The sequence below is a fragment of the Erwinia amylovora genome, assembly GCF_017161565.1.
In the GTDB taxonomy this organism is placed as follows: Bacteria; Pseudomonadota; Gammaproteobacteria; order Enterobacterales; family Enterobacteriaceae; genus Erwinia; species Erwinia amylovora.
Genome location: NZ_CP066796.1, coordinates 2,368,572 through 2,390,925 on the forward strand (window position 1 = coordinate 2,368,572; position 22,354 = coordinate 2,390,925).

Annotated in this window: 18 protein-coding genes and 1 tRNA gene; 14 read left to right on the forward strand and 5 right to left on the reverse strand. The window is 47.1% G+C overall.

All coding sequences use genetic code 11. The annotated features are described in order from the left end of the window. The first annotated feature begins 6 nt into the window (after positions 1-6). Genes JGC47_RS10970 through yejF form a run of 3 tightly spaced genes read left to right on the forward strand, consistent with a single transcriptional unit; the run spans position 7 to position 3,708 of the window. Positions 7-1,101 carry a microcin C ABC transporter permease YejB gene (locus JGC47_RS10970; protein WP_004158468.1) on the forward strand — a complete coding sequence of 365 codons (1,095 nt, stop codon included), beginning with the start codon at positions 7-9 and terminating at the stop codon, positions 1,099-1,101. Beyond that, complete coding sequence (locus tag JGC47_RS10975) at positions 1,098-2,123, forward strand: ABC transporter permease (protein ID WP_004158469.1); 1,026 nt, start codon at positions 1,098-1,100, stop codon at positions 2,121-2,123. The genes JGC47_RS10970 and JGC47_RS10975 overlap by 4 nt, the downstream gene beginning before the upstream one ends. 1 nt (position 2,124) lies before the next feature. Continuing rightward, positions 2,125-3,708, forward strand: a complete 1,584-nt coding sequence (gene yejF / locus JGC47_RS10980) for a microcin C ABC transporter ATP-binding protein YejF (RefSeq protein ID WP_004158472.1) — start codon at positions 2,125-2,127, stop codon at positions 3,706-3,708. Here yejF and JGC47_RS10985 read toward each other — a convergent pair whose 3' ends face one another. The 3 genes from JGC47_RS10985 to rsuA form a co-directional block, all read right to left on the reverse strand. Then, on the reverse strand, positions 3,709-4,059 hold the full coding sequence (locus JGC47_RS10985) for a YejG family protein (protein ID WP_004158473.1): 351 nt from the start codon (positions 4,057-4,059) through the stop codon (positions 3,709-3,711). A gap of 378 nt (positions 4,060-4,437) precedes the next feature. After that, positions 4,438-5,637 (reverse strand): Bcr/CflA family multidrug efflux MFS transporter, encoded by a 1,200-nt coding sequence (locus tag JGC47_RS10990; RefSeq protein ID WP_004158477.1) that lies wholly within the window; start codon positions 5,635-5,637, stop codon positions 4,438-4,440. A 30-nt stretch (positions 5,638-5,667) separates the two neighbouring features. After that, positions 5,668-6,372: a 16S rRNA pseudouridine(516) synthase RsuA gene (rsuA, locus tag JGC47_RS10995; RefSeq protein ID WP_004158478.1), complete on the reverse strand. Its 705-nt coding sequence runs from the start codon at positions 6,370-6,372 to the stop codon at positions 5,668-5,670. A gap of 187 nt (positions 6,373-6,559) precedes the next feature. Here rsuA and radD point away from each other — a divergent pair, with 187 nt between their 5' ends. Together radD and rplY are read left to right on the forward strand one after the other, a co-directional pair. Beyond that, positions 6,560-8,314 (forward strand): DNA repair helicase RadD, encoded by a 1,755-nt coding sequence (radD, locus tag JGC47_RS11000; RefSeq protein WP_004158480.1) that lies wholly within the window; start codon positions 6,560-6,562, stop codon positions 8,312-8,314. A gap of 126 nt (positions 8,315-8,440) precedes the next feature. Next, the gene (gene rplY / locus JGC47_RS11005) at positions 8,441-8,725 is read left to right on the forward strand and encodes a 50S ribosomal protein L25 (protein WP_004158483.1); all 285 of its coding nucleotides are present in this window, start codon (positions 8,441-8,443) and stop codon (positions 8,723-8,725) included. Positions 8,726-8,861: 136 nt separating this feature from the next. On the opposite strand, the gene yejK is transcribed toward rplY, so the two are convergent. After that, positions 8,862-9,866 (reverse strand): nucleoid-associated protein YejK, encoded by a 1,005-nt coding sequence (yejK, locus tag JGC47_RS11010; protein WP_004158489.1) that lies wholly within the window; start codon positions 9,864-9,866, stop codon positions 8,862-8,864. 167 nt (positions 9,867-10,033) lie between these two features. Between yejK and JGC47_RS11015 the strand changes: the two genes are divergently transcribed. The 6 genes from JGC47_RS11015 (at position 10,034) to JGC47_RS18005 (ending at position 13,567) form a co-directional block, all read left to right on the forward strand. Further along, positions 10,034-10,261 carry a YejL family protein gene (locus JGC47_RS11015; RefSeq protein ID WP_004158491.1) on the forward strand — a complete coding sequence of 76 codons (228 nt, stop codon included), beginning with the start codon at positions 10,034-10,036 and terminating at the stop codon, positions 10,259-10,261. Between the two features lie 21 nt (positions 10,262-10,282). Beyond that, on the forward strand, positions 10,283-12,034 hold the full coding sequence (yejM, locus tag JGC47_RS11020) for an LPS biosynthesis-modulating metalloenzyme YejM (RefSeq protein ID WP_004158492.1): 1,752 nt from the start codon (positions 10,283-10,285) through the stop codon (positions 12,032-12,034). A gap of 75 nt (positions 12,035-12,109) precedes the next feature. Continuing rightward, positions 12,110-12,186 (forward strand) — tRNA-Pro (locus JGC47_RS11025). Between the two features lie 215 nt (positions 12,187-12,401). Beyond that, positions 12,402-12,677: an integrase arm-type DNA-binding domain-containing protein gene (locus JGC47_RS17995; RefSeq protein ID WP_004158493.1), complete on the forward strand. Its 276-nt coding sequence runs from the start codon at positions 12,402-12,404 to the stop codon at positions 12,675-12,677. A 27-nt stretch (positions 12,678-12,704) separates the two neighbouring features. Next, positions 12,705-13,232, forward strand: coding sequence for a phage integrase central domain-containing protein (locus JGC47_RS18000; RefSeq protein WP_004158496.1), 528 nt, complete (start codon positions 12,705-12,707; stop codon positions 13,230-13,232). Beyond that, positions 13,229-13,567 carry a tyrosine-type recombinase/integrase gene (locus JGC47_RS18005; protein ID WP_004158499.1) on the forward strand — a complete coding sequence of 113 codons (339 nt, stop codon included), beginning with the start codon at positions 13,229-13,231 and terminating at the stop codon, positions 13,565-13,567. The genes JGC47_RS18000 and JGC47_RS18005 overlap by 4 nt, the downstream gene beginning before the upstream one ends. Before the next feature lie 147 nt (positions 13,568-13,714). Here JGC47_RS18005 and JGC47_RS17805 read toward each other — a convergent pair whose 3' ends face one another. After that, positions 13,715-13,843 (reverse strand): hypothetical protein, encoded by a 129-nt coding sequence (locus JGC47_RS17805; RefSeq protein WP_004158501.1) that lies wholly within the window; start codon positions 13,841-13,843, stop codon positions 13,715-13,717. Between the two features lie 799 nt (positions 13,844-14,642). Here JGC47_RS17805 and JGC47_RS11040 point away from each other — a divergent pair. From JGC47_RS11040 to JGC47_RS11050, 3 genes are all read left to right on the forward strand, one after another. Next, complete coding sequence (locus JGC47_RS11040; protein ID WP_004158503.1) at positions 14,643-20,156, forward strand: DUF3320 domain-containing protein; 5,514 nt, start codon at positions 14,643-14,645, stop codon at positions 20,154-20,156. Between the two features lie 131 nt (positions 20,157-20,287). After that, positions 20,288-21,454 carry a restriction endonuclease gene (locus tag JGC47_RS11045; protein WP_004158505.1) on the forward strand — a complete coding sequence of 389 codons (1,167 nt, stop codon included), beginning with the start codon at positions 20,288-20,290 and terminating at the stop codon, positions 21,452-21,454. Positions 21,455-21,573: 119 nt separating this feature from the next. Next, the gene (locus JGC47_RS11050) at positions 21,574-22,299 is read left to right on the forward strand and encodes a hypothetical protein (protein WP_013036114.1); all 726 of its coding nucleotides are present in this window, start codon (positions 21,574-21,576) and stop codon (positions 22,297-22,299) included. The last annotated feature ends 55 nt before the right edge of the window (positions 22,300-22,354 follow it).

Genomic DNA, 22,354 nt, shown 5'->3' on the forward strand with positions numbered 1-22,354 from the left:
CTGACCGTGGGTGCTTATTTAGTCCGTCGCTTATTATTAGTCGTTCCCACCCTGTGGGCGATCATTACTATTAACTTTTTTATTGTGCAGGTCGCACCAGGGGGGCCGGTAGACCAGGCGCTGGCCAACATCCAGTTTGGTCAAACCAGCGGCATGCCCGGCGCTACCGCAGAAGGTTCGGCGCTCGGGCGTGGCGCGCTGAAAGCCCAGCCGGGCGACAGCCAGTATCGCGGATCGCGCGGTCTGGATCCGGAAATCGTTGCCGAGATAACCAAACGCTACGGATTTGATAAACCGCTGCATGAGCGTTATTTCACTATGCTGTGGAACTATTTGCGCTTTGACTTTGGCGACAGCCTGTTTCGCAGCAGTTCGGTTACTCAGTTAATCAAAGAGAGCCTGCCGGTTTCGGCATCACTTGGGCTGTGGAGCACGCTAATTATCTATCTGGTTTCAATCCCGTTGGGGATTAAAAAGGCGGTGCGTAACGGCAGCGCCTTTGATATCTGGAGCAGCACGCTGATTATCATCGGCTACGCCATCCCGGCATTCCTGTTTGCCAATATCATGATCGTGGTATTTGCTGGCGGCAGCTATGTCGACTGGTTCCCACTGCGCGGATTGACCTCGCCTCAATTCGACAGCCTGCCGTGGTACGGCAAAATAACCGACTATCTGTGGCACATCTGCCTGCCGGTGCTGGCTACCACCATCGGTGGCTTTGCCACGTTAACCATGTTGACCAAAAACGCATTTATGGATGAGATCCGTAAACAGTACGTGGTAACCGCACGCGCCAAAGGGCTGGAGGAAAAGAAAATCCTCTATCGTCACGTATTCCGTAATGCCATGCTGCTGGTCATTGCCAGTTTCCCGGCGACCTTCGTCAGTATGTTTTTTACTGGTTCGCTACTTATCGAAGTGATGTTCTCCCTGAACGGCCTCGGATTGCTGGGTTACGACGCCACTATCCAGCGAGATTATCCGCTGATGTTCGCCACACTGTATATTTTTACCCTGATTGGACTGCTGCTGAATATTATGAGCGATATTATCTATACGCTGGTCGATCCGCGCATTGATTTTGAGGGCCGCCAATGAGCCGGTTAAACCCGATTAATCAGGCACGCTGGGCGCGCTTTAAACACAACCGTCGCGGTTACTGGTCGCTGTGGATGCTGGCGCTGCTGTTTATTCTTTGTCTTGGCGCGGAGCTGCTGGCCAATGACAAACCCCTGGTGATGCATTACCAGGGGAACACCTGGTTCCCGCTGCTGGTGAACTATCAGGAGAGTGACTTTGGCGGGCCACTGGCGACGCCCGCAGATTATCAGGACCCGTGGTTACAATCACGTCTGGCGCAGAATGGCTGGGCTGTCTGGGCGCCCGTCCGCTTCAGCGATGACACCATTAACTTCGCTACCCGCACTCCCTTCCCTTCGCCGCCTTCTGCGCAAAACTGGTTGGGTACTGACGATAAAGGGGGTGATGTGCTGGCGCGTATTCTTTACGGTACGCGAATTTCACTGCTGTTCGGCCTGATGCTCACCCTTTCTTCCAGCGTGATTGGTGTCTTCGCCGGAGCGGTGCAGGGCTATTTTGGTGGCCGTGTTGACCTGTGGGGACAGCGCTTTATTGAGGTATGGTCCGGCACGCCAACGCTGTTCTTAATCATCCTGCTTTCCAGCGTGATCCAGCCCGGTTTCTGGTGGCTGTTGGCCATCACCCTGCTATTTGGCTGGATGAGCCTGGTTGGCGTGGTACGCGCCGAATTCCTGCGCACGCGCAATTTTGACTATATTCGCGCCGCTCAGGCGATGGGCGTCAGTGACTGGCGCATTATCTCTCGCCATATGCTGCCTAATGCGATGGTGGCTACCCTGACTTATCTGCCGTTTATCCTCTGCGGTTCGATCACTACTCTGACCTCGCTGGACTTCCTCGGCTTTGGTTTACCGCTGGGATCGCCTTCACTGGGTGAGCTGCTGCTACAGGGCAAAAATAATCTGCAGGCCCCCTGGCTGGGTCTGAGCGCTTTCTTCACGCTGGCGATCCTGCTGTCGCTGTTAATCTTCATTGGTGAAGCGGTACGCGACGCCTTTGATCCGGGCAAGGTGTATTGATATGGCGCTTCTTTCGATTAAGGATCTGAGTATCGCTTTCCTTCAGCAGGGCGAGCAACGCCAGGTGGTTGACGGGCTGTCGCTGTCGGTGGATGCCGGAGAAACGCTGGCGCTGGTCGGCGAGTCTGGCAGCGGGAAAAGCGTCACTGCCCTGTCGGTGATGGGCCTGCTGCCAACACCGCCAGTGGTTTACCCACAGGGCGATATTCTGTTTGCCGGTCAGAGCGTGCTGCACGCCGATGAACGTACGCTGCGCGGCCTGCGTGGCAACCGCATAGCGATGATTTTCCAGGAACCGATGGTTTCGCTGAATCCGCTGCATAATATTGAAAAGCAGCTGTATGAGGTGCTGTCGCTACATCGTGGAATGCGGCGTGAAGCCGCGCGCGGTGAAATGCTAAGCTGCCTGGAGCGGGTCGGGATCCGCCAGGCAGCTAAACGCCTGCATGATTATCCGCATCAGCTCTCCGGCGGTGAACGCCAGCGCGTGATGATTGCCATGGCGCTACTGACACAGCCCGAGCTGCTGATTGCCGATGAGCCAACCACCGCGCTGGACGTTACCGTGCAGGCGCAGATCCTTACCCTGCTGAAAGAGCTGAAGCAAGAGCTAAATATGGGGCTGCTGTTCATTACCCATAATCTGAATATCGTGCGCAAAATCGCCGACAACGTTAGCGTAATGCGCCACGGCAAGGCGGTGGAACACCGCGCCACCCGGGAGCTGTTCAACGCGGCCCGGCACCCTTACACCCGGCAACTGCTGAATTCGGAGCCGGAAGGTTATCCCGATCCGGCTGATGAGCAGGCAGCGCCTTTACTACGTGTTGAAAACCTGCAGGTGGCTTTTCCGATCAGACAGGGGCTGATGAAACGCACCGTGGGCTATCATCACGCGCTAAAGTCACTCAGCTTTACGCTGCGTCCGGGGGAAAGCCTGGGGCTGGTCGGCGAATCCGGTTCCGGTAAAAGTACTGCTGCCCTGGCGCTACTACGCCTGATCGGCTCACAAGGTGAGATCTGGTTTAATGGCTCACCACTGCATCTGTGGCGGCGAAAAAAAATGCTGCCGGTGCGCCGCCAGATCCAGGTGGTGTTTCAGGACCCCAACTCTGCGCTTAATCCCCGACTGAACGTATTGCAGATCATCGCCGAGGGCCTGCAGGTACATCATCCGCACCTGAATGCCGCCGAGCGGGAAGCGCGGGTGATTACCGCGCTGGAAGAGGTCGGACTCGATCCGGCGACGCGCCAGCGTTACCCCTCCGAGTTTTCCGGCGGGCAGCGACAGCGTATTGCCATCGCCCGGGCACTTATTCTGCAACCGCAGTTGATTATTCTGGATGAACCCACGTCATCCCTTGATCGTACGGTGCAGAAACAGATCCTTGAGCTACTTAAGAAGCTGCAGCAGCAGCACCGGCTGGCCTACATCTTTATCAGCCATGATTTGCGGATAGTTCGGTCGCTGTGTCATCAGCTGGTAGTTTTACGTCAGGGGGAAGTGGTGGAACAGGGGCGCTGCGAAACGATATTTAATGCGGCCAGTCAGCGCTACACGCGAGAGCTACTGGCTCTGGCATAGTTAGCAGGGCAAGCGCTCAGAAACAAATGGCTCGGCAATACCCACACCAAAATTCTTCAGGCGGCAGGTGGTCGAGCTTTCATCGGCGCGGTAAACAAACAGGCAAGGCTCTCCTTCCCATTCCACCACCGAACACACCAGGCGAATTTCTGCCAGCGCTGCTTCAATTTTCTGCATAATTTCCCAGGCACTGGCACCAGTGTGACTGAGCAAACGCAACCCGATAAGGTCGTCGTCACTGTTAAGGTGATTTAGCGCCAGGGGTTCCAGAACCAAACCTGTATGGCCGGAGCACCAGCGATAACTATGCGGTAACCGATGTACTACCGAATGTTGCAGCGTATTCAACATAGTTCCCCCCCAGAGCAAATAGTGAACAATAATTTCACATTTAGTTCACAAGGTAAATCATCGATTTGCAGGATAGAATTAACTTATTGATTATAATTGATATATTTGCCTTTTCTTTTACCATTTCACCTGGTAAAAACCGTATCAGGCTGTTTTTTTGAGAAGTAATGCTCATTTATTCGACATATCTACCGCCTTGATGCACGGATGACAATCATTACTGCCGCAAATTAATTGTATTTACACAATATTTATTCACAAAAAATCAACATTAAACGGGGGTTTTAGTACGCACGGGTTGACAGGTAAGCGGTAAAGGGAATGTCGCAAAGCTGTTATTGAAGAGGGATCGACCGCCAGGCTCGCCGTTTTTCTCGCTTACGCCAACGTTGTTTGCAGCGGACGCGAAGCGTACAGAAATAGCAATATCGACAGCGTGGAGCAGATAAACATCGCCACGACCATTGGCCATGCGCTGGTAAAATTAAGGGCTGACAGTAATGCTCCGGCCAGCCCCCCTACGCCAAAACGCAGAGTGCCGGCAAGGGACGAAGCCGTACCTGCCATATGCGGAAATTCTTCTAAAATAACCGCCATTGCATTAGAGGAAACCATCGACACACAGCCAATAAACATTGCGACGCCGAATACCAGCGGCAGAAATCCGAGGTTCAGGGCACTGACCACTACCAGCCATATGCCCATGGAAAACTGTATCAGCAGCCCGAGACGGAACATCAGCACCGGCCCGAAACGGCGCACGCAACGGCTATTCAGCAGCGTCATCAGGAACAAAAATACGATATTCAGCGCGAAGTAATAACCGAAATTCTGTGGAGAAATGTGGTTCAGTTCAATATAAACAAACGGCCCGCTATTGATAAACGCAAACAGCCCGGCAAAAGAGAAACCGCTCGCCAACATGTAGCTGAGTACGCGCTGATGACGAAACAGCAACAGGAAATTGCCCAGAGTGGCACGCAAACTAAATTTTTGCCGCTTTTCCTTTGGCAGCGTCTCTTTGATTTGCGTCACCACCAGCAGCGTGGTGATAACAGCCACTGCGGAGATAATCCAGAAAATGGCATGCCAGCTCCATAACAGCAGCACCCAGCCGCCAAGAATCGGCGCTACCAGCGGGGCTACGGTCATCACCAGCAGCACAAAAGACATCATGCGGGAAAACTCTTCTTTTGAGTAGCTGTCACGCATCAGGGCGCTGATCACCACGCTGCCTGCCGCTGCTGAAAGACCGTGCAGAAAACGTATATAAATAAGTTGTTCGATAGTTTGTGCCACGGCACAGGCTGCTGCTGTGATGGCGAAGATCAACGTACCGATGGCGATCACCGGCTTGCGGCCAAAGCTGTCAGCCAGTGGGCCATAGATCAGCTGACCCAGAGAAAAACCGAGGATATACACATTAAGCGTCATCTGCACGCTGCCCGCCGACACCGAGAATTCACGCGCAATCTGTGGCAAGGCCGGCAGATACATATCGATCGATAGCGGCATTAACATCGCCAACAGTCCGAGGATCACGACCAGTCCTGCGGGCGAATTTTTTTCCATAGCCATTTGCACCACCTGCCTGCCCCTGATCCGTTTTTAGCGCGCCAGCCCGACACTGGCAATTTCTTCGGCGCTCAGGGGACGATATTCGCCCGGCTGCAAATCACTATCGAGGCGAATGGCACCGATACGTTCACGATGCAGGGCCACCACGCGATTACCTACGGCGGCAAACATACGTTTAACCTGGTGATAGCGCCCCTCGCTGATAGTCAGGCGCACCAGATTCGGCGCTATCACTGCCAGCATGGCCGGTTTGGTCAGTGTCTTTTCATTATGCAACTGAACGCCGTCAGCAAACTGCTGCGCGGTGTCATCACTGATGGCTGATTCAAGCGTCACAAGATAGGTTTTCTCGCAGTGGTGCCGCGGAGAAGTAATACGATGCGACCACTGACCGTCATCGGTCATCAGCACCAGTCCGGTGGTGTCAATATCCAGGCGCCCGGCGGCATGCAGCCTGAACGCGCCCGGCTCCTCAAGGAAGTACAATATGGTCGGATGATCCGGATCGTCAGTAGAACAGACATAGCCCACCGGCTTGTTGAGCATAAAGTAGCGTGGCCCCAACTGCTGTTCCAGCACCTTGCCATCGTATGCTACCGTGCTGTCCGCACTTAATTGATATGAACCTTCGCGAACAACTTCACCATCCACGGTGACTTTTCTTGCACGTAGCTCACGCGCGGCGATGGCGCGGCTGACTTCCAGCTGCCGGGAGATAAATTTATCAAGTCGCATTAACTCTGCACTGCCTGTTTAGGTTTGGAATGAAAACTGACGCTGTACGTCTGTTGATGTGGCGCATCGCGCTCATCCTGAATGGAGCGCGTATTATAACTGCACAACCCCTGAAGGCCATAGGGGGGGGCACACTTATCGTGCTTTCATGACATAATAAGCTATTGTTGACCATTTTCGAGTATTCATGTCATTTACCTTACGCCCCTATCAGCAGGAAGCGGTGGATGCCGCTATCCGCTATTTTCGCCGATCCATTCAGCCAGCGGTCATTGTTTTGCCCACCGGTGCGGGAAAAAGTCTGGTGATTGCTGAACTGGCGCGCTTGGCGCGTGGTCGCGTATTGGTGCTGGCCCATGTCAAAGAGCTGATAGCGCAGAATCATGCCAAATACCTTGCTTACGGTCTGGAGGCGGACATTTTCGCCGCCGGCCTGCAGCGCAAAGAGAGCCAGGCAAAGGTGGTATTTGGCAGCGTACAGTCGGTAGCGCGTAATCTTGAGCAGTTCAACGCGCAGTTTTCGTTGCTGATTATCGATGAGTGCCATCGCATCAGCGATGCCGATGACAGCCAGTACCAGCAAATCATCAACCAGCTGCGCCAGTATAATCCCGGGCTGCGGCTGCTCGGACTGACCGCCACGCCCTACCGGCTGGGCAAAGGCTGGATTTATCAGTTCCACTATCATGGTATGGTAAGAGGCGCTGAAAGCGCGCTGTTCCGCGACTGCATTTACGAACTGCCGCTGCGCTATATGATTAAACACGGCTTTCTGGTTCCGCCAGAGCGGCTGGATATGCCGGTGGTGCAGTACGATTTCAGTCGTTTGCAGGTGCAGGAAAGCGGGCTGTTCAGCGAGGCCGACCTCAACCGTGAATTGAAACAGCAACAGCGTATTACTCCACATATTATCCAGCAGATTGTTGAATTTGCGCAGCAGCGTGAGGGCGTGATGATCTTCGCCGCCACGGTAGAACATGCACGAGAGATCCTCGGCCTGCTACCGGGGAGTAAAGCGCTGATCTCTGCCGCCACCCCCGCCGCTGAGCGCGATGCACTGATCGCCGCTTTTAAGGCGCGCAAACTGTTATACATGGTCAACGTTGCGGTACTAACGACCGGCTTTGATGCGCCGCATGTTGACCTGATTGCCATTTTACGCCCTACCGAATCGGTCAGCCTGTACCAGCAAATCGTCGGGCGCGGTCTGCGCCTCAGTCCGGGTAAAAGCGATTGTCTGATCCTCGATTATGCCGGAAATCCGCACGATCTGTTTACGCCAGAAGTGGGCGCACCAAAGGGTAAGAGCGACAACCAGCCGGTGCAGGTTTTCTGCCCGGGCTGTGGCTTTGCCAACATCTTCTGGGGCAAAACCACCAGCGATGGCACCCTTATTGAACATTTCGGCCGCCGCTGTCAGGGCATTCTGGAGGATGATGAAGGCCGGCGTGAGCAGTGCGATTACCGTTTTCGCTTTAAAAGCTGCCCGCACTGCAACGCCGGAAATGACATTGCTGCACGCCGCTGCCGCGAGTGTGACGCCATTCTGGTCGACCCGGACGACATGCTGAAAGCGGCGCTGAAGTTAAAGGATGCGCTGGTGCTACGCTGTGCGGCGATGGTACTGGAAAGCGGCAGTGATGAGCATGGCGAATGGCTACAGGCCCGATATTATGACGAAGACGCCAGCGAAGTCAGCGAGCGCTTCCGCTTAAAAACCCCCGCACAGCGCACCGCTTTTGAGCAGCTCTTTTTGCGGCCTCATCAGCGCGCGCCCGGCGTTCCGCTCGGCTGGAAAAACGCGGCGGATATCGTCGCGCTCCAGCCGCTGCTGCGCCATCCGGACTTTATTGTGGCGCGTAAACAGCGTCATTTCTGGTCAGTGCGCGAGAAAGTCTTTGATTACCAGGGCCGTTTCCGTCGGGCAAATGAGCTGCGCTAGCGTTAATACATTGCCCGCTGCGGCAAACATCGTTATAATGCCGCCCGCTTTTGCTATGTGAAAGCTGAACAAGACTACCTGCTGCTGGGTCGCCTGTAGCAGGAATAAAACCTGAAGAGACTTAAAATGTTCACTATTAATGTTGAAACCCGTAAAGAGCAGGGCAAGGGTGCGAGCCGCCGCCTGCGTACAGCTAACAAATTCCCGGCAATTATCTATGGCGGAAACGAAGCAGCTGTTGCTATCGAACTGGACCACGACTCCGTATTGAACCTGCAATCTAAGCCTGGTTTCTACGAAGAAGTGCTGACTCTGGTTGTAGATGGTAAAGAAACCAAAGTGAAAGTGCAGGCTGTACAGCGTCACCCGTTCAAGCCAAAACTGCACCACATCGACTTCGTTCGCGCTTAATCGCCCGACATTAACAGATGTGAAAAACGCCGCTTAATGCGGCGTTTTTTTTGCGTCAGTTTCCCACCCGGGCACAATAATACTGTCCCGGGCAACGGCACGTTCAGCCAGTCACAGCATTGCTGCACATCGTCAATTATTTAGCGCTGGTGCGGCGCTGCAGCTGGTCACGCAGATTGGGCGGGGTACCTTTGATGGTTAACGTATCGGTGTTGGCATCCCAGAATATGCGTTCACCTAGCAGCATTGCGTCAAAGTTCAACGTCACACCGCCACCGCTCCCGGCGAATTTAGTCAGCTGGCGCAGCGTGCTGCGATCTGCCGGGAAGCTTTCTTCCAGTTCGTAGCCCTGCTCTTGAGTGAAAGCCTGGAAGGTTTTCTCGCCCAGCGGAGCCAGTTCGTTTGAAAGATCCTGTAATTCGATCTCTTCACCCGCCTGCAGCTGCTCATTACAATAGCTGTAAACCTGCTGACGGTAATTTTGCCGCTCGTTTTTGTCCAGGCTGGCTTCCGCACAGTAATCGTCCACCGCCTGTAACAAACCACGGTTTTGCGCTTTGGTGTCCAAACCGACGCTGGCACCAAGGAAGTCCATAAAGAAATCGGCAACTTTGCGCCCCACCCGCCCGCGCAGAAAGGTCAAATAGCGCGTCGATTGGGGTTGCGTTTCCCATTCGGTCAGATCGATACGCGCAACGATATCCGCATGATTGATATCAAGATAATGCGTGCTGCTGATATCAAGCTCTTCGTTAACCCGCATGCTGTTCTGGCTGCTCAACACCGCAATCAGCAGATATTCCACCGCCAGGTAGCGATAGTGACCAAACAATACGATCCCGCCTTCGGCAAAGGGATACTTACCTAACTCATCACGCAGGCGCGCACTGGCAGCCCGACTGAAAGCAAGAAAATCACCCTCACCTTTGCGGCAGTTGCGCAGCGCATCGGCCAGTTCGCTCTCTTCATTAAACAGGCCATAGGCTTTACTTTTGGCACTGTAAACACGATGTAATTCTTCCATCATCGCCATGACGGTCGGGTTAGACGGCAGCAATGAGTCGCGCAGAACCAGTTCCAGCGTTTGTTCATCGCGCTTAATCATCTGATGAAGGGCGATCTGATCGATATCCAGACTCATGGTAAACTCTCCTTTATGCACAGGCGCGTATTCAAACACTGTGCGTCTTTACGATCAACTGCAACAACACTGCTTGATTCATTCGTGGTTGATGACGATAAAAATGCAGAAAAAAACGCGCTCTTACGGTAAGATAGCGCCCTTTAGACCCTAGTAAAACTGACTTCATGGCACAATCATCCCGTTACAGCAACGAACGCGTGGAGAAGATCCTCGCAGAACTGGTTCAGGTGCTGGAGAAAAACCAGGCCCCGACCGACCTTTCCCTGATGGTATTGGGAAACATGGTGACCAACTTACTCAACACCAGCGTGGCTCCGGCCCAACGCCAGGCAATGGCTCGCTCTTTTGCCAGTGCTTTGCAGGCCTCGGTGCGCGATGACCGCTCCCACTGATGAGATAACACTGATTCCATTATGGTAACCAACCGACAGCGCTACCGTGAAAAAGTGTCCCAGATGATCGGCTGGGGGCACTGGTTCGCCCTGTTTAATATCATCTTTGCTGTTATTCTGGGTAGTCGTTACCTTTTTATTTCCGACTGGCCAGCGTCGCTGGCCGGACGCCTCTATGCATTCAGCAGCTGGATTGGGCACTTTAGCTTCATCGTTTTTGCTGCCTACCTGCTGATTATATTCCCGCTTACCTTCCTGGTGATGTCGCAGCGCTTGCTGCGCTTCCTGTCGGCAATCATCGCCACTGCCGGGCTGACCCTTATTCTGGTCGACAGTGCGGTATTTGCTCGCTTCCACCTGCATCTCAATCCGGTGGTGTGGGAACTGGTGGTTAACCCCGATCAGAGCGAGATGGCACGCGACTGGCAGCTGATGTTTATCAGCGTACCGGTTATTTTTCTGGTGGAAATGCTGTTTGCTACCTGGAGTTGGCAGAAGCTGCGCAGCCTGAATCGCCGCACCTTCGGTAAACCTCTCGCCGGGTTGTTGATCAGCGCTTTCTTTGCCAGCCATCTGATGTATATCTGGGCGGATGCAAATTTCTACCGGCCGATCACCATGCAACGCTCAAATCTGCCGCTCTCCTACCCCATGACTGCCCGACGTTTTCTGGAGAAACACGGGCTGCTGGACGCAAAAGAGTATCAGCGGCGTCTGGTGCAACAGGGTAGTCCGGAGGCGCTGTCGGTAGCCTATCCACTCAGTGACATCACCTTCAGCAATAATGCCACGCACAATAATCTGCTGGTGATCACGGTTGATGGCCTTAATCAAGTCTCAATGGCGCAAGCGTTACCCAATTTGACACGCTTTGCGGATAGCAACGTGCGCTTCAGCCAACACTTTAGTGCCGGGACCAGTGATGATACCGGGCTGTTTAGTCTGTTTTACGGTATATCGCCAGGTTACATGGATGGCGTGCTGTCATCGCGTACTCCTTCTGCGCTGATGAGTGCCCTGGGGCAGCGCGGCTACCAGTTTGGCATGTTTGCCAGCGACGGTTTTAGTTCCCCACTTTATCGTCAGGCCCTGTTATCCGATTTCTCACTGCCAACGGTCAAAAATCAGTCTAATGCAGAGACCACCCTGCAGTGGATGAACTGGCTGAACGGACATAACAATGGGACGGCTCCGTGGTTCTCTTATCTTTCGCTGACGACCTCTGCCGCCAGCAGTGAGCGACTGCTGTCGAACGAGCGCCACTACCAGCGCGCTGCGGCTGACGTCGACCAGCAAATCCACAACGTGCTGAACACGCTCGAGCAGAAAGGCCTGCTGGCAAACACCGTGGTGGTGATCACCGCCCAGCATGGCGTAGTGTTGGACGATAATTCTCATGATGGTAATCGTGCCATGCTGCAGGTTCCGCTGGTGGTGCACTGGCCATCTACACCGGCACAAACGGTGAATAAACTGACCGTTCATCAGGACATTATGACCACACTGATGCAACGCCTGTTGCAGGTTAATACACCAGCTTCTGACTACTCTCAGGGCGAGGACTTGTTTGCCGCTCAACGCCGTCATAACTGGGTTACCGGCAGGAACGCCGATCAATTGCTGATTTCCACGCCTGAGGAGACGCTGGCGCTGGATAGTAACGGCAATTATTCCGCCTGGGATCTGCAGGGCAAACGGCTGAAAGATCGTAAACCCCAGCTGGCGCTGCTGCTGCAGGTATTGACCGACGAAAAACGATTTATCGCCAATTAGCTGTATAAATCTAAAGCAGTCAACGCGTTAGCAGCTTGCATTCACGTTTCATTTGAGTAAGATAGTGGCAACTGTCGGCACGTAGCGCAGTTTGGTAGCGCACCGTCATGGGGTGTCGGGGGTCGGAGGTTCAAATCCTCTCGTGCCGACCAAATTACCCCAAACGTTTTGTCTGGTGAAGTCCAGAGAGAACCATAAAAAACAGTTTAGACAGCAGGTTGTTGAAACCTGCTGTTTTTCTGTTTTCTAGTGAAATCCTGATTGATACAGTCGAATCCACCTGATTTAGGCATACTCATGGGCATACGTTTCTAAGACTGCCTTTTAATATGCCTAAGCCTTCCGAGGAACAGAATGGAGACTGCTCATGGCAAGACAGACCAAGCCCTTAAACAATACCGAAGTTAAGAACGCCAAAGTTGCTGGACGAGCATTGGTTCTTTATGACGGGGACGCTCTGGAACTGCAGGTAACTCCCGGAGGCTCAAAACTCTGGCGGTTTCGTTATTACAAACCCTTCACCCGTAAACGGGCCATGATCAGCTTTGGTTCATACCCTTCCGTTTCGCTTTCTGAACCCCGCCAAAATCGCGAATCAGCCCGCGCTCTTCTCAGCAAAGACGTCAACCCTCAAGAGCACTAAAAGGCAGAGCAACGTCGTCAGAAGAGTGTGAGTGAAAGTACGTTTGAAAAAGTTGCAGCTGAGTGGTTTAAGACCAAAGAGGCAGCCGGATTAACAACCCATACTCTTAACGATATCTGGCGCTCAATGAGTAAATATGTGTTCCCACATATTGGCTCGATGCCTATTTCCAGCATTACAGCCCAACAATTCATTGGATCCCTTAGCCCAACTTATGCAGCAGGCAGACTCGAAACTGTTGAAAGGTTAAGTCCGCGTATTAATGAGGTTATGGATTACGCTTTGAACTCTGGCTTAGTGACTTCAAACCCAGCGGCTAAAATCGGTCAGACGTTCCATAAGCCAAAAGTAAAACACCGCCCCGCCCTCTTACCTGAACAGCCACCTCTGCTTATGAAGAATCTCGCATTTGCGAGTATTGGCAAACAGACGCGCTGTCTCATCGAATGGCAGCTCCTTACAATGACACGACCGGCAGAAGCGGCGATGACACGCTGGGATGAGATCAACTTCGAGACAAAGGAATTGCGCATTCCTGCCGGGCGCATGAAATGAAACGCATGCATATTGTTCCACTATCTGAGCAGATTCTTGCTGTACCAGAAGTTATGAAGCCAATCAGCCAGCACAGACCACACGTTTTTCCCGGGCACCGCAATCCACTGGAACCAATGAACAGTCAGACGGCAAACATGGCGCTGAAACGTATGGGCTTCAAAGATATCCTTGTTGCGCATGGTATGAGATCCATAGCTTCAACTGTTCTTAATGAGAAGGGGTTTCAACCTGACGTCATTGAAGCAGCACTGACTCACATTGATACCATTGGAGTTAGGAGAGCATACAATCTTTCTCAGTATTTGGAGCAACGAAGAAATATGATGGCGTAGTTGGGCGAACATGTTCAACTGTCAGCAAGGGGTAATTATAGCATTTACTCTGGCTTAGATTAGTGTTGATGATTTTTTTATTGGTCTTTTATGGAAAGAAAAAAAGCCCCGAAAGCCTTATTTATTATGTAGTACTTAGAAATGTAACTATGGTTTTGAATTTTTACCAGGCTTTACCTTTGGATTATTTCCCGGAGTTTTCTTGTTATCACGCTGACGCTGGTCAGGTTGTCCTGTTGAGTCAGCAATACGTTTCGGACCAAACTTGCGTGCCATAGAAATTCTCCTGTGAACGCTTAAGAGGGAACCCTTCTGTTCAAAATATGATCGATAATTGGCTATATCAAGAGATCTTTTTGACAAATTGATGGGCACTTGATCAATGTCTAATTATTAATAGTTCCCCACAAGATAAACATAGATACTATTAATGTTAAATGTCGTTTTGGCCGAGCTACTATCTGAGTATCGTATTGCCTGGCTGGAGGATTACACTCGAATCCAGCAAAGGTTTAGTCACATAATCTGAGTAATCAACCAACATAACTAGAGTTATACGTACTCGCTTCAAGCATTAACACTAGTAGTCGAAAGTCACCTCCCGAAATTTAACGATAAAATCACAAAATAAATCATATACTTGCGCACACAAACCTTAATTATATCTAGAAACCATTTCTTTATAGTTACCTAAAGCATTCAATAGATTACCTAATAATGTATCTGTCCCTGGATTAGGCATAAAATTTTTTAAGCCCAACCAAATCTTTTTCACAACGTTATGCTGTTTGGGGATGAACAACCTCCAACTTGACTACCTATTTTCTGAACTTTAAAGCACAAAAGCATCAATATTACTTATGTCAAACCCTTTTAACCTTAGCTAAGGCTTACACAGTAGTATTTAACTATATGATTTTTAACAGTTAAAAAATACAAACCAAAATTAATTAGAAAATTCTTAATTTTCATATCAAAACACTCTAATATGTATAGAAAAATTTTAGTTACTTAGCTATAAAGTGATAATGCACTGATAAGCACAGTAAAATCCCCAATTCAAAGGTTATGCGTAATGGACGAAATTGAAGGCTCACTTTACAAAAACTCCAATCTGTCACTCAGCCAGAAACTTGAAAAGTCGCGAGCAGAATTACTCGATCTGACAGCAAGAAATCGTTTACTTAACATACCAAAATCAAAAACTACAAAATTTTTGGAAGTAGTTAATGAAAGGTCTGACATTCTGTTCAAGATGCTTTTTGAAGAAGGCAAGCCGTTCACTTTTCTTCATGGTCGAGAAGATAAAAAGACAGATGAAAGCAATGAGAACAGTGAGACAGACTCAGGGTCCGAAGATATTATTTTCTTAGATGACTCTGAAACCAACCATAATGATACAAAACTCCAAACCAAGCTCACGCCAAAGACATTACAAAAAAAATTATTAGATTTATATTACGACTCAAAAACCCTTGAAGAAGAGCAAGGCGTAAACATCCTGTTTCTGTCGCTAGGATCGCTTAAATGGATAGATCCTAATAACAAAGAAAACATACGCCATGCCCCTCTTTTATTATTGCCAGTTGAATTAATGCGAGCTAAAGCAGGAGAACGCTTTAAAATTAAAGTCAGGGATGAGGACATCATTAGCAACCTGTCGCTTGAGACATTCCTCAGCCGCGTTCACCAAATAACTCCACCCTCACTAAATATCGATGACGAGTTTTCTTTAACGGACTACTTTGCTGATTTCAAGAAAACTATTTCATTGAAAGAAGGCTGGGAAGTATTAGAAAATGAAGTGAATTTAGAACTTTTTTCTTACGCTAAATTCATGATGTACACAGATTTAGATCCTGATAACTGGCCCCCAGATTCAAAAATCACAGATCAGGAATCAATAAAGTCTCTTTTAGAAACAGGATTCTCTGGTGGAGAGTTAACCTCTGACGACATTATAATTGACTCAGTCATTCCTCCCCGAGAAATGCTTCATATTTTGGACAGTGATAGCTCACAGACTCTTGCCATTCACGAAGTACGTAATGGTAAAAGCTTGGTTATTCAGGGTCCTCCAGGAACTGGTAAATCTCAGACAATCGCAAACATCATAGCTTCAGCAGTAGCAGATGGTAAAAAAGTATTGTTTGTAGCTGAAAAAATGGCGGCTCTTGAAGTAGTTAAGCGCAGACTTGATCAGGCGGGTGTCGGAGATGCTTGTTTAGAGCTACATAGCAACAAAACCAATAAAAGAGCATTCCTTGAAGAACTGAAGCGAGTTTGGGAACTTGGTTCCCCTCGAGGAGAATTTCCAGATACATTAGTCAATAATCTCACAGAAAGCAGAGATATCCTCAACAATCACCCCGCAAGACTTCATAAAACGTACATGCCATCTGGGTTAACGCCATATAAGGTTATGGCGCAACTGGTACGTCTCAGACAATCAGATTTTGATCCTAACGATTATAAGCTCAACGGGTATGAATTATGGAGTAACGACGATTTCTCCAAAAGACATGCACTTATTGATGAATTAATTGAAAGGATAAGTGATATTGGCATTCCTGATTCGCACCCATGGAATGGTATCGATAGAACTGAGATACTTCCTAGTGAAGTTGAAAGACTCACTGCTTCATTAACGAACCTGAAGTCTGAACTTTCAGATTCTATTGAAGAGTCTATCAATCTTTTTGAACTAACAAATGAAGTCTATCATATAGACTCATCAAAAGATTTACAGGAATTCATTCGAACAGCTGAATTAATTAACTTAGCGCCTAATTTATCACCTGAATCGTTAAGCTCGCCGTTATGGGCCACTTCTAAAGATGAGATAAAAACGTTAATTGAAACTGTATTCTCATTTAAAGAGCTCTACACCAAGCTTGAAAAAGAATTACATGCTGATAAATTCAACACCGAGGTCGCCAGCCTTTCAGAAGGCTATCGTAAATTACCTGCAGATATTAATATTAATGCTTTTACTGCTGCGTATAAACTGAAGACACTTACACCTAAGATCTTAAAAGAGTCTTCAAGATTACAGCAGGAGTTGGGTTCAAAAATCGGATTCTCTAATTTAAGTGAGATTGAAAGTCTTATTGAGTTGGGAAAAAGTATTACTCAAGCTCCTAATGTAAGTCCAGAAGCATTCATTGCCACTGTCTGGGAAGGTGGTATTGAAAAAGCGGCAAGTCTGGTTACAGATATTAAACAACTTAGTGTTTATAAAGAAAAAATCAATCTTATCTTCGTTGAAAAGGCATGGGAAACAGATTTAGAAAGCACCCGAAACAGCCTTGAAAACAACACTGGCGCTTTGAAATTCCTTAATAGCGAATGGCGAAAGTCGAAAAAGCTTACTCTTTCATTGATAAATGATAAAAGCTTAACGATCCCTCAGCAGGTTGAGTATCTCGAGCTGTTAATAAAAGCACAGCAATTAAGAAAATCCATCATTGATTTGAACGAGTTCGGACAGTCTGCATTTGGTTCAGACTGGCGAGGTGAGAATAGCGATAGTGAATTGCTGAAATCACTTGTCGAATGGATGCGTACCTTACGTGGTATCAACTCTGAAGCCAGAATGATTGCAAGTCGCCTCTCCAACAAAGACGCCTTAGCATATCAAGTGAGTCAGCTTAAAAAACTCACCCATGAAATTTTAGATGAAAGTCGTATTCTTTGGGAATCATTGGGAGCCACGCCAGAAGAGTATTTTGATAACTATTATTCCGTTAAAAACATTCCATTGGAATCACTTTTAGTAAAATCTGATGTGCTAAGCGCTATGGATTCCGCATATAAAGAAGTTTTCGTCAAAAATGAATCCTCGGTTTCTGATCGTATTGAATTGTTGAACTTGTTATCAAGCACTCAGCAAAAACTCAATATTATTCAGACTTTCGATAATTTAGCTCAGTCAACCATGCACCCATTATGGTTGAAAGAAAACAGTGATTGGGATCTGTTACTTCAAGCTCACTCATGGATTGAAGAAAATAACGACCTAAGAATCATAGCGTCTAAAATAGATGACAAACAGGGTTTAGTTGATAAATCCAGAAGTTTAAGCGAGTCTATTCAAGCGCAGTTTGCCAAACTCACATCAGTGATTAGTTCTCTTAAATCTTCCTATGGATCAATTTTCGAAAATGAAAATGCTCATGAAATACCATTTAATTTAGTCTATGACAAGATTACTCTTTGGATAGATAATTCTGAACAACTTTCAAAATGGGTTTCCTGGCAAAACCGTGTAGAGTTGGCGAAAAAATTTGGTATTTATCCATTAATCTCCGATTTGAGTAGTGGCGTTCTTTCCCCGGAACGTTTACTGGGTACTTTTGACAGAACTTATTTCGACTCAATTCTATCTTTAATGGTCGAAGATGAGCCAGAACTGGCTCGTTTTGATGGTGATTTACATTCAAGAAGAATAGCAAGCTTCGCTGAGATGGATCTGCGAAGAATTAAAGCTTCTAGTTTTGAAGTTGTAAGAGCTCACCACAGAGCAATTCCCTCTAAAGTTGGCGTAGGCCCTGTGGGTGTCCTGCGGGGTGAGATGGCACGCAAACGTGGTCATATGGCGATTCGACAGCTCATGATAAAAGCTGGTGCAGCTATTCAGGCCTTAAAGCCAGTTATGATGATGAGCCCTCTGTCAGTTGCCCAGTTTTTAGTGCCAAGTAAGCAGTCGTTTGATTTACTGGTAATGGATGAAGCCAGTCAGATCCAACCTGTAGATGCATTAGGAGCTATTGCACGAAGTAAGCAGATAGTCGTTGTCGGAGACGAACGTCAGTTACCTCCAACTTCTTTCTTCGCCAAAATGACAGGTTCCGCAGATGAGCAGGATGATGAAGACTCTGCGCAAGTGGCAGACATTGAGAGCATACTTGGACTTTTTGTTGCCAGAGGGTTGCCTCAAAAAATGCTTCGCTGGCATTACAGAAGCCGTCACCAGTCATTGATTGCTGTGTCGAATAGCCAGTTTTATGAAAACAAGCTTTATATAGTTCCCAGCCCCTATACACAAGGTGCAGGTATGGGCCTACGTTTCCATAAAGTTGAAGATGGCGTATTCGAATCTGGAAGCAATGCAAACGAAGCAAAACGCGTAGCAACAGCAATTCTTGAACACGCAAGAAGCCACCCTCATTTATCTTTAGGTGTTGCTACCTTTTCTGTTACCCAGAGAAAGCGTATTCAGGACGAGCTTGAAGTGCTTCGCAGGTTGAACCCTGAGTTCGAGGACTTTTTCTATGCGCACCCAAGCGAACCGTTTTTTGTAAAAAACCTTGAAAACATTCAGGGTGACGAACGCGACGTCATTATCATTTCTGTTGGATATGCCAGAAATCCACAAAACTATATCGCAATGAGATTTGGTCCTCTTGGAGCAGAGGGTGGTGAAAGACGCTTGAACGTTCTTATCAGTCGAGCCAAAAGGCGGTGCGAAGTTTATGCCTCAATCACTGACGAAGATATCGATCTTGAAAGGGCTAAAGGTAGAGGTGTATTCGCTTTTAAACTTTTCCTGCAATATGCAAGAACTGGACGCTTGTCAGTTGCAAAACAAAGTGGCCGTTCAATGGACAGTGTGTTCGAAGAACAGGTTGCAAATGCTCTGCAAAAAGAAGGCTTCCAGGTCCACCCTCAAGTCGGCATTGCAGGTTTCTTTATTGATTTAGCCATTGCCGACCCTGATATGCCGGGCCGCTACCTTATCGGGATTGAATGCGATGGTATGACTTACCACTCTTCCCGTTCTTCGAGAGAAAGAGATCGCCTACGTCAGGCAGTGCTTGAGGATCATGGTTGGATCATTCACAGGATTTGGAGCACGGATTGGTTCCAGCGCCCCGAAGAGCAACTACAGAAAACTCTCTCTGCTATTCAGGCGGCTAAGAAAGAGCTCGAAAATCGTTCTGAAACTTCTCTCTCTCGTTCAAGAGCTGTTCCTGTCGAGATTGTGACAGTGGAAAGAGAGACTGTCACAGAAATTGGGCTAGAGACAATTGAAGACAGCTTCAATGAAGCTATCACATATGTTGAGGCTGTTCCTGAGGTTGACACAAGATTTCAGATTCATGAGACCCCTGTGGGGGTTCTCGCCAAGATAGTCGAGCAGATTGTTCTTGTTGAGGCCCCGATACATGTGAGCGAAGTGATCACTCGTATCAGGTCAGCATGGGGTCTACAACGTGCAGGGGCTCGTATTGAAGCCATTGTTAAAGATGCGATAAAAATCACAACCTCAAATTCCTCAATTTGCCTTGAAGATGACTTTATATACAACGATAATCTTTCGATAAGATTGAGAGACAGAACGAATGTTAAATCAGCAGGATTAAGAAAGTCGGAAAACATATCTAATAAGGAAATGGAGGCAGGAATTATTGATATTATCAATAAAAGCTTCGGTGCTACCCAAGACGAGCTGGTCAATTCTGTATCAAGGGCAATAGGCTTCAAGGCTACAAGTGGTACTTTAAAAGGCATTATCATATCCATAATTCAAAAAATGGAAAGTGATAATAAAATCGTTTTTAAAGAACCAATGTACTATATCATATGATACTAATTTAGTGGCTTGCATTCCAAGGCCACTAAATGCGCAGAAACTTGAGACACAGAATATCATTCTCGTGTCTCACTCAATAAAAAGCTCACGTTAACTCACTATTAAAAAAATATGGACAACACTTTATGATTTATCAATGTTATTCATGCAGCAAGACATCTTTCGAAATTATTTGCCCATGGTGTTCTGGCGGAGTTCCAACGGCAACAAATTCATGGGGTACAAAAACACACACACCCATAACCTCAGAAGAAATGATACCTCTTAACCCTTCTTTTTATCCTGAATTCCAATATCAGTCAAAAGGAGTTATAAAAGACCTGTTCGGAAAAAAGAAAGAGCAATCCCAACTCAATAGTCTTCTGCAAAACGTTCTAGATAAATATGCAGCGTTTAAGGATCCTTACTTCACCAATTTCATTCACACGACAAAGTTTTCACATGATAAGCGTTCAGAGAATAATTTTACTGAAGACAAAAGTACTTATTCTGATTTTGTTTTGTTTCGTGAGGTGCTTGTCAGGAAGGGCTTTAATGAGTTAGAAGAGTTGCCAATGCTTTTGGACAAGCTTTTACTTACCACATCATTTAACGCTTTATATAATGGATTTGCGAAAGAGATCAAAAGGCATATCAAACCTACATTCACAGAATCTTTGAAATCATGGATTGAAGAAGCAGGAACAACATTTAGAGCGGATCTATCTTTATTTCTATATTTTGTCTGGAACAATAAAATTACTTTCCCTGAATTAGATTTCAATGAGAATGCATATAACACCCCCGGCACACCATTAATCTCAATGGATAATATTAGAAACTATATATCAATCTGTGAAACTATATACTTTGACATATTAGTCGAGAGATTGGCTACGCGACTTGAGCACTTCAATCCCGATAAGTATGTTAATATGTACTCAGTGGATTCAATGAATGGTTTTGAATTTGAAGACTTCTTAGTCAAGATATTCCAGACTCTTGGGTATGATGTTAAAGAAACCAAGAGAACACAAGATCAAGGTGCAGATTTATTTGTTACTCGTTTCGACAAAAATATTGTTATACAGGCAAAAAACTATTCTGGCTCAGTTGGTAATTCAGCAGTACAACAAGCCATCTCCGCAAAGACATTTTATTCATGTGACGAAGCAATGGTTATTACAAACTCATATTTTACTAATTCGGCTAAAGAGCTTGCAGAATCAGCAAAAGTACGTTTGATTGACAGAAATGAATTACAGAGATATCTTGAGGATTATAATCAAAAATTAATAGAAGACTTCAATTAAGTCAATCATATTGAATTTAGCAAACTTAGATCTGTAAATTATATTATATTCACGTTAAGTTATCTTATTAAAATTAAAATCCTTGTAGACAAGGTTTAAGTTAGATACTAAGGAATTAAATGGATAGAATTAATCAGATAGTAGGCATTCTTAGTAAAATGGAATCACACACTCCTTTTGCGACGATGAAAGCAAAGAAAAGAATTTCAATAAAAATTCAAAACTACTCTTTACTTGGATGTATTTTTTCTTTTCTTTTGTTAATGATTTTGTTTGTAATATGCCTAACATTCAAGATTGAAAAAAACAGTGTAAAAACTTTCGCACTAATACTACTTGTGATAAATCATATTTTTGGGATTGTATGTTTATTAACACCTGTAATCAGTGGTATGAAATTTATCTTCAACATGCGTAACGAAGTAATGAACGACTTTCAAATGGAAATTAACCACGATGAGAAGAACGTTGAACAACTTGAGCATTATTCCATTCCCGAGCTGGATTATGCAACACATTTGTTAGCTTTTAAAATCGAACGTTTTAAGGCACGTATCTCAGATTTTTTCGGCACCAAAACAGCAATATTATCTATTCTAGGGCTATCATACTCTGCTGTACAAGCTTTAGGAGGATTTGAAAAAATAACCCATATCTTAGCTAAGGGGTTATTCAATTCTGACATCGCCAATATAATTTCGATATTTGGTTTATCTTTTCTACTTGGTATTTCCATAGGGGCTATTATAATGAAAAACATTATTAATCATTTTGAATATTTGAAAAGCATCTTGGAACTTGCGAAGCAGCGTAAAAATCGTTCAATCATCAAAACGCCTGATTGAAAAAAACTTACCCAAGCCCTTATAAACTGGCAGGGTAAGATATGCTGAAAGTAAT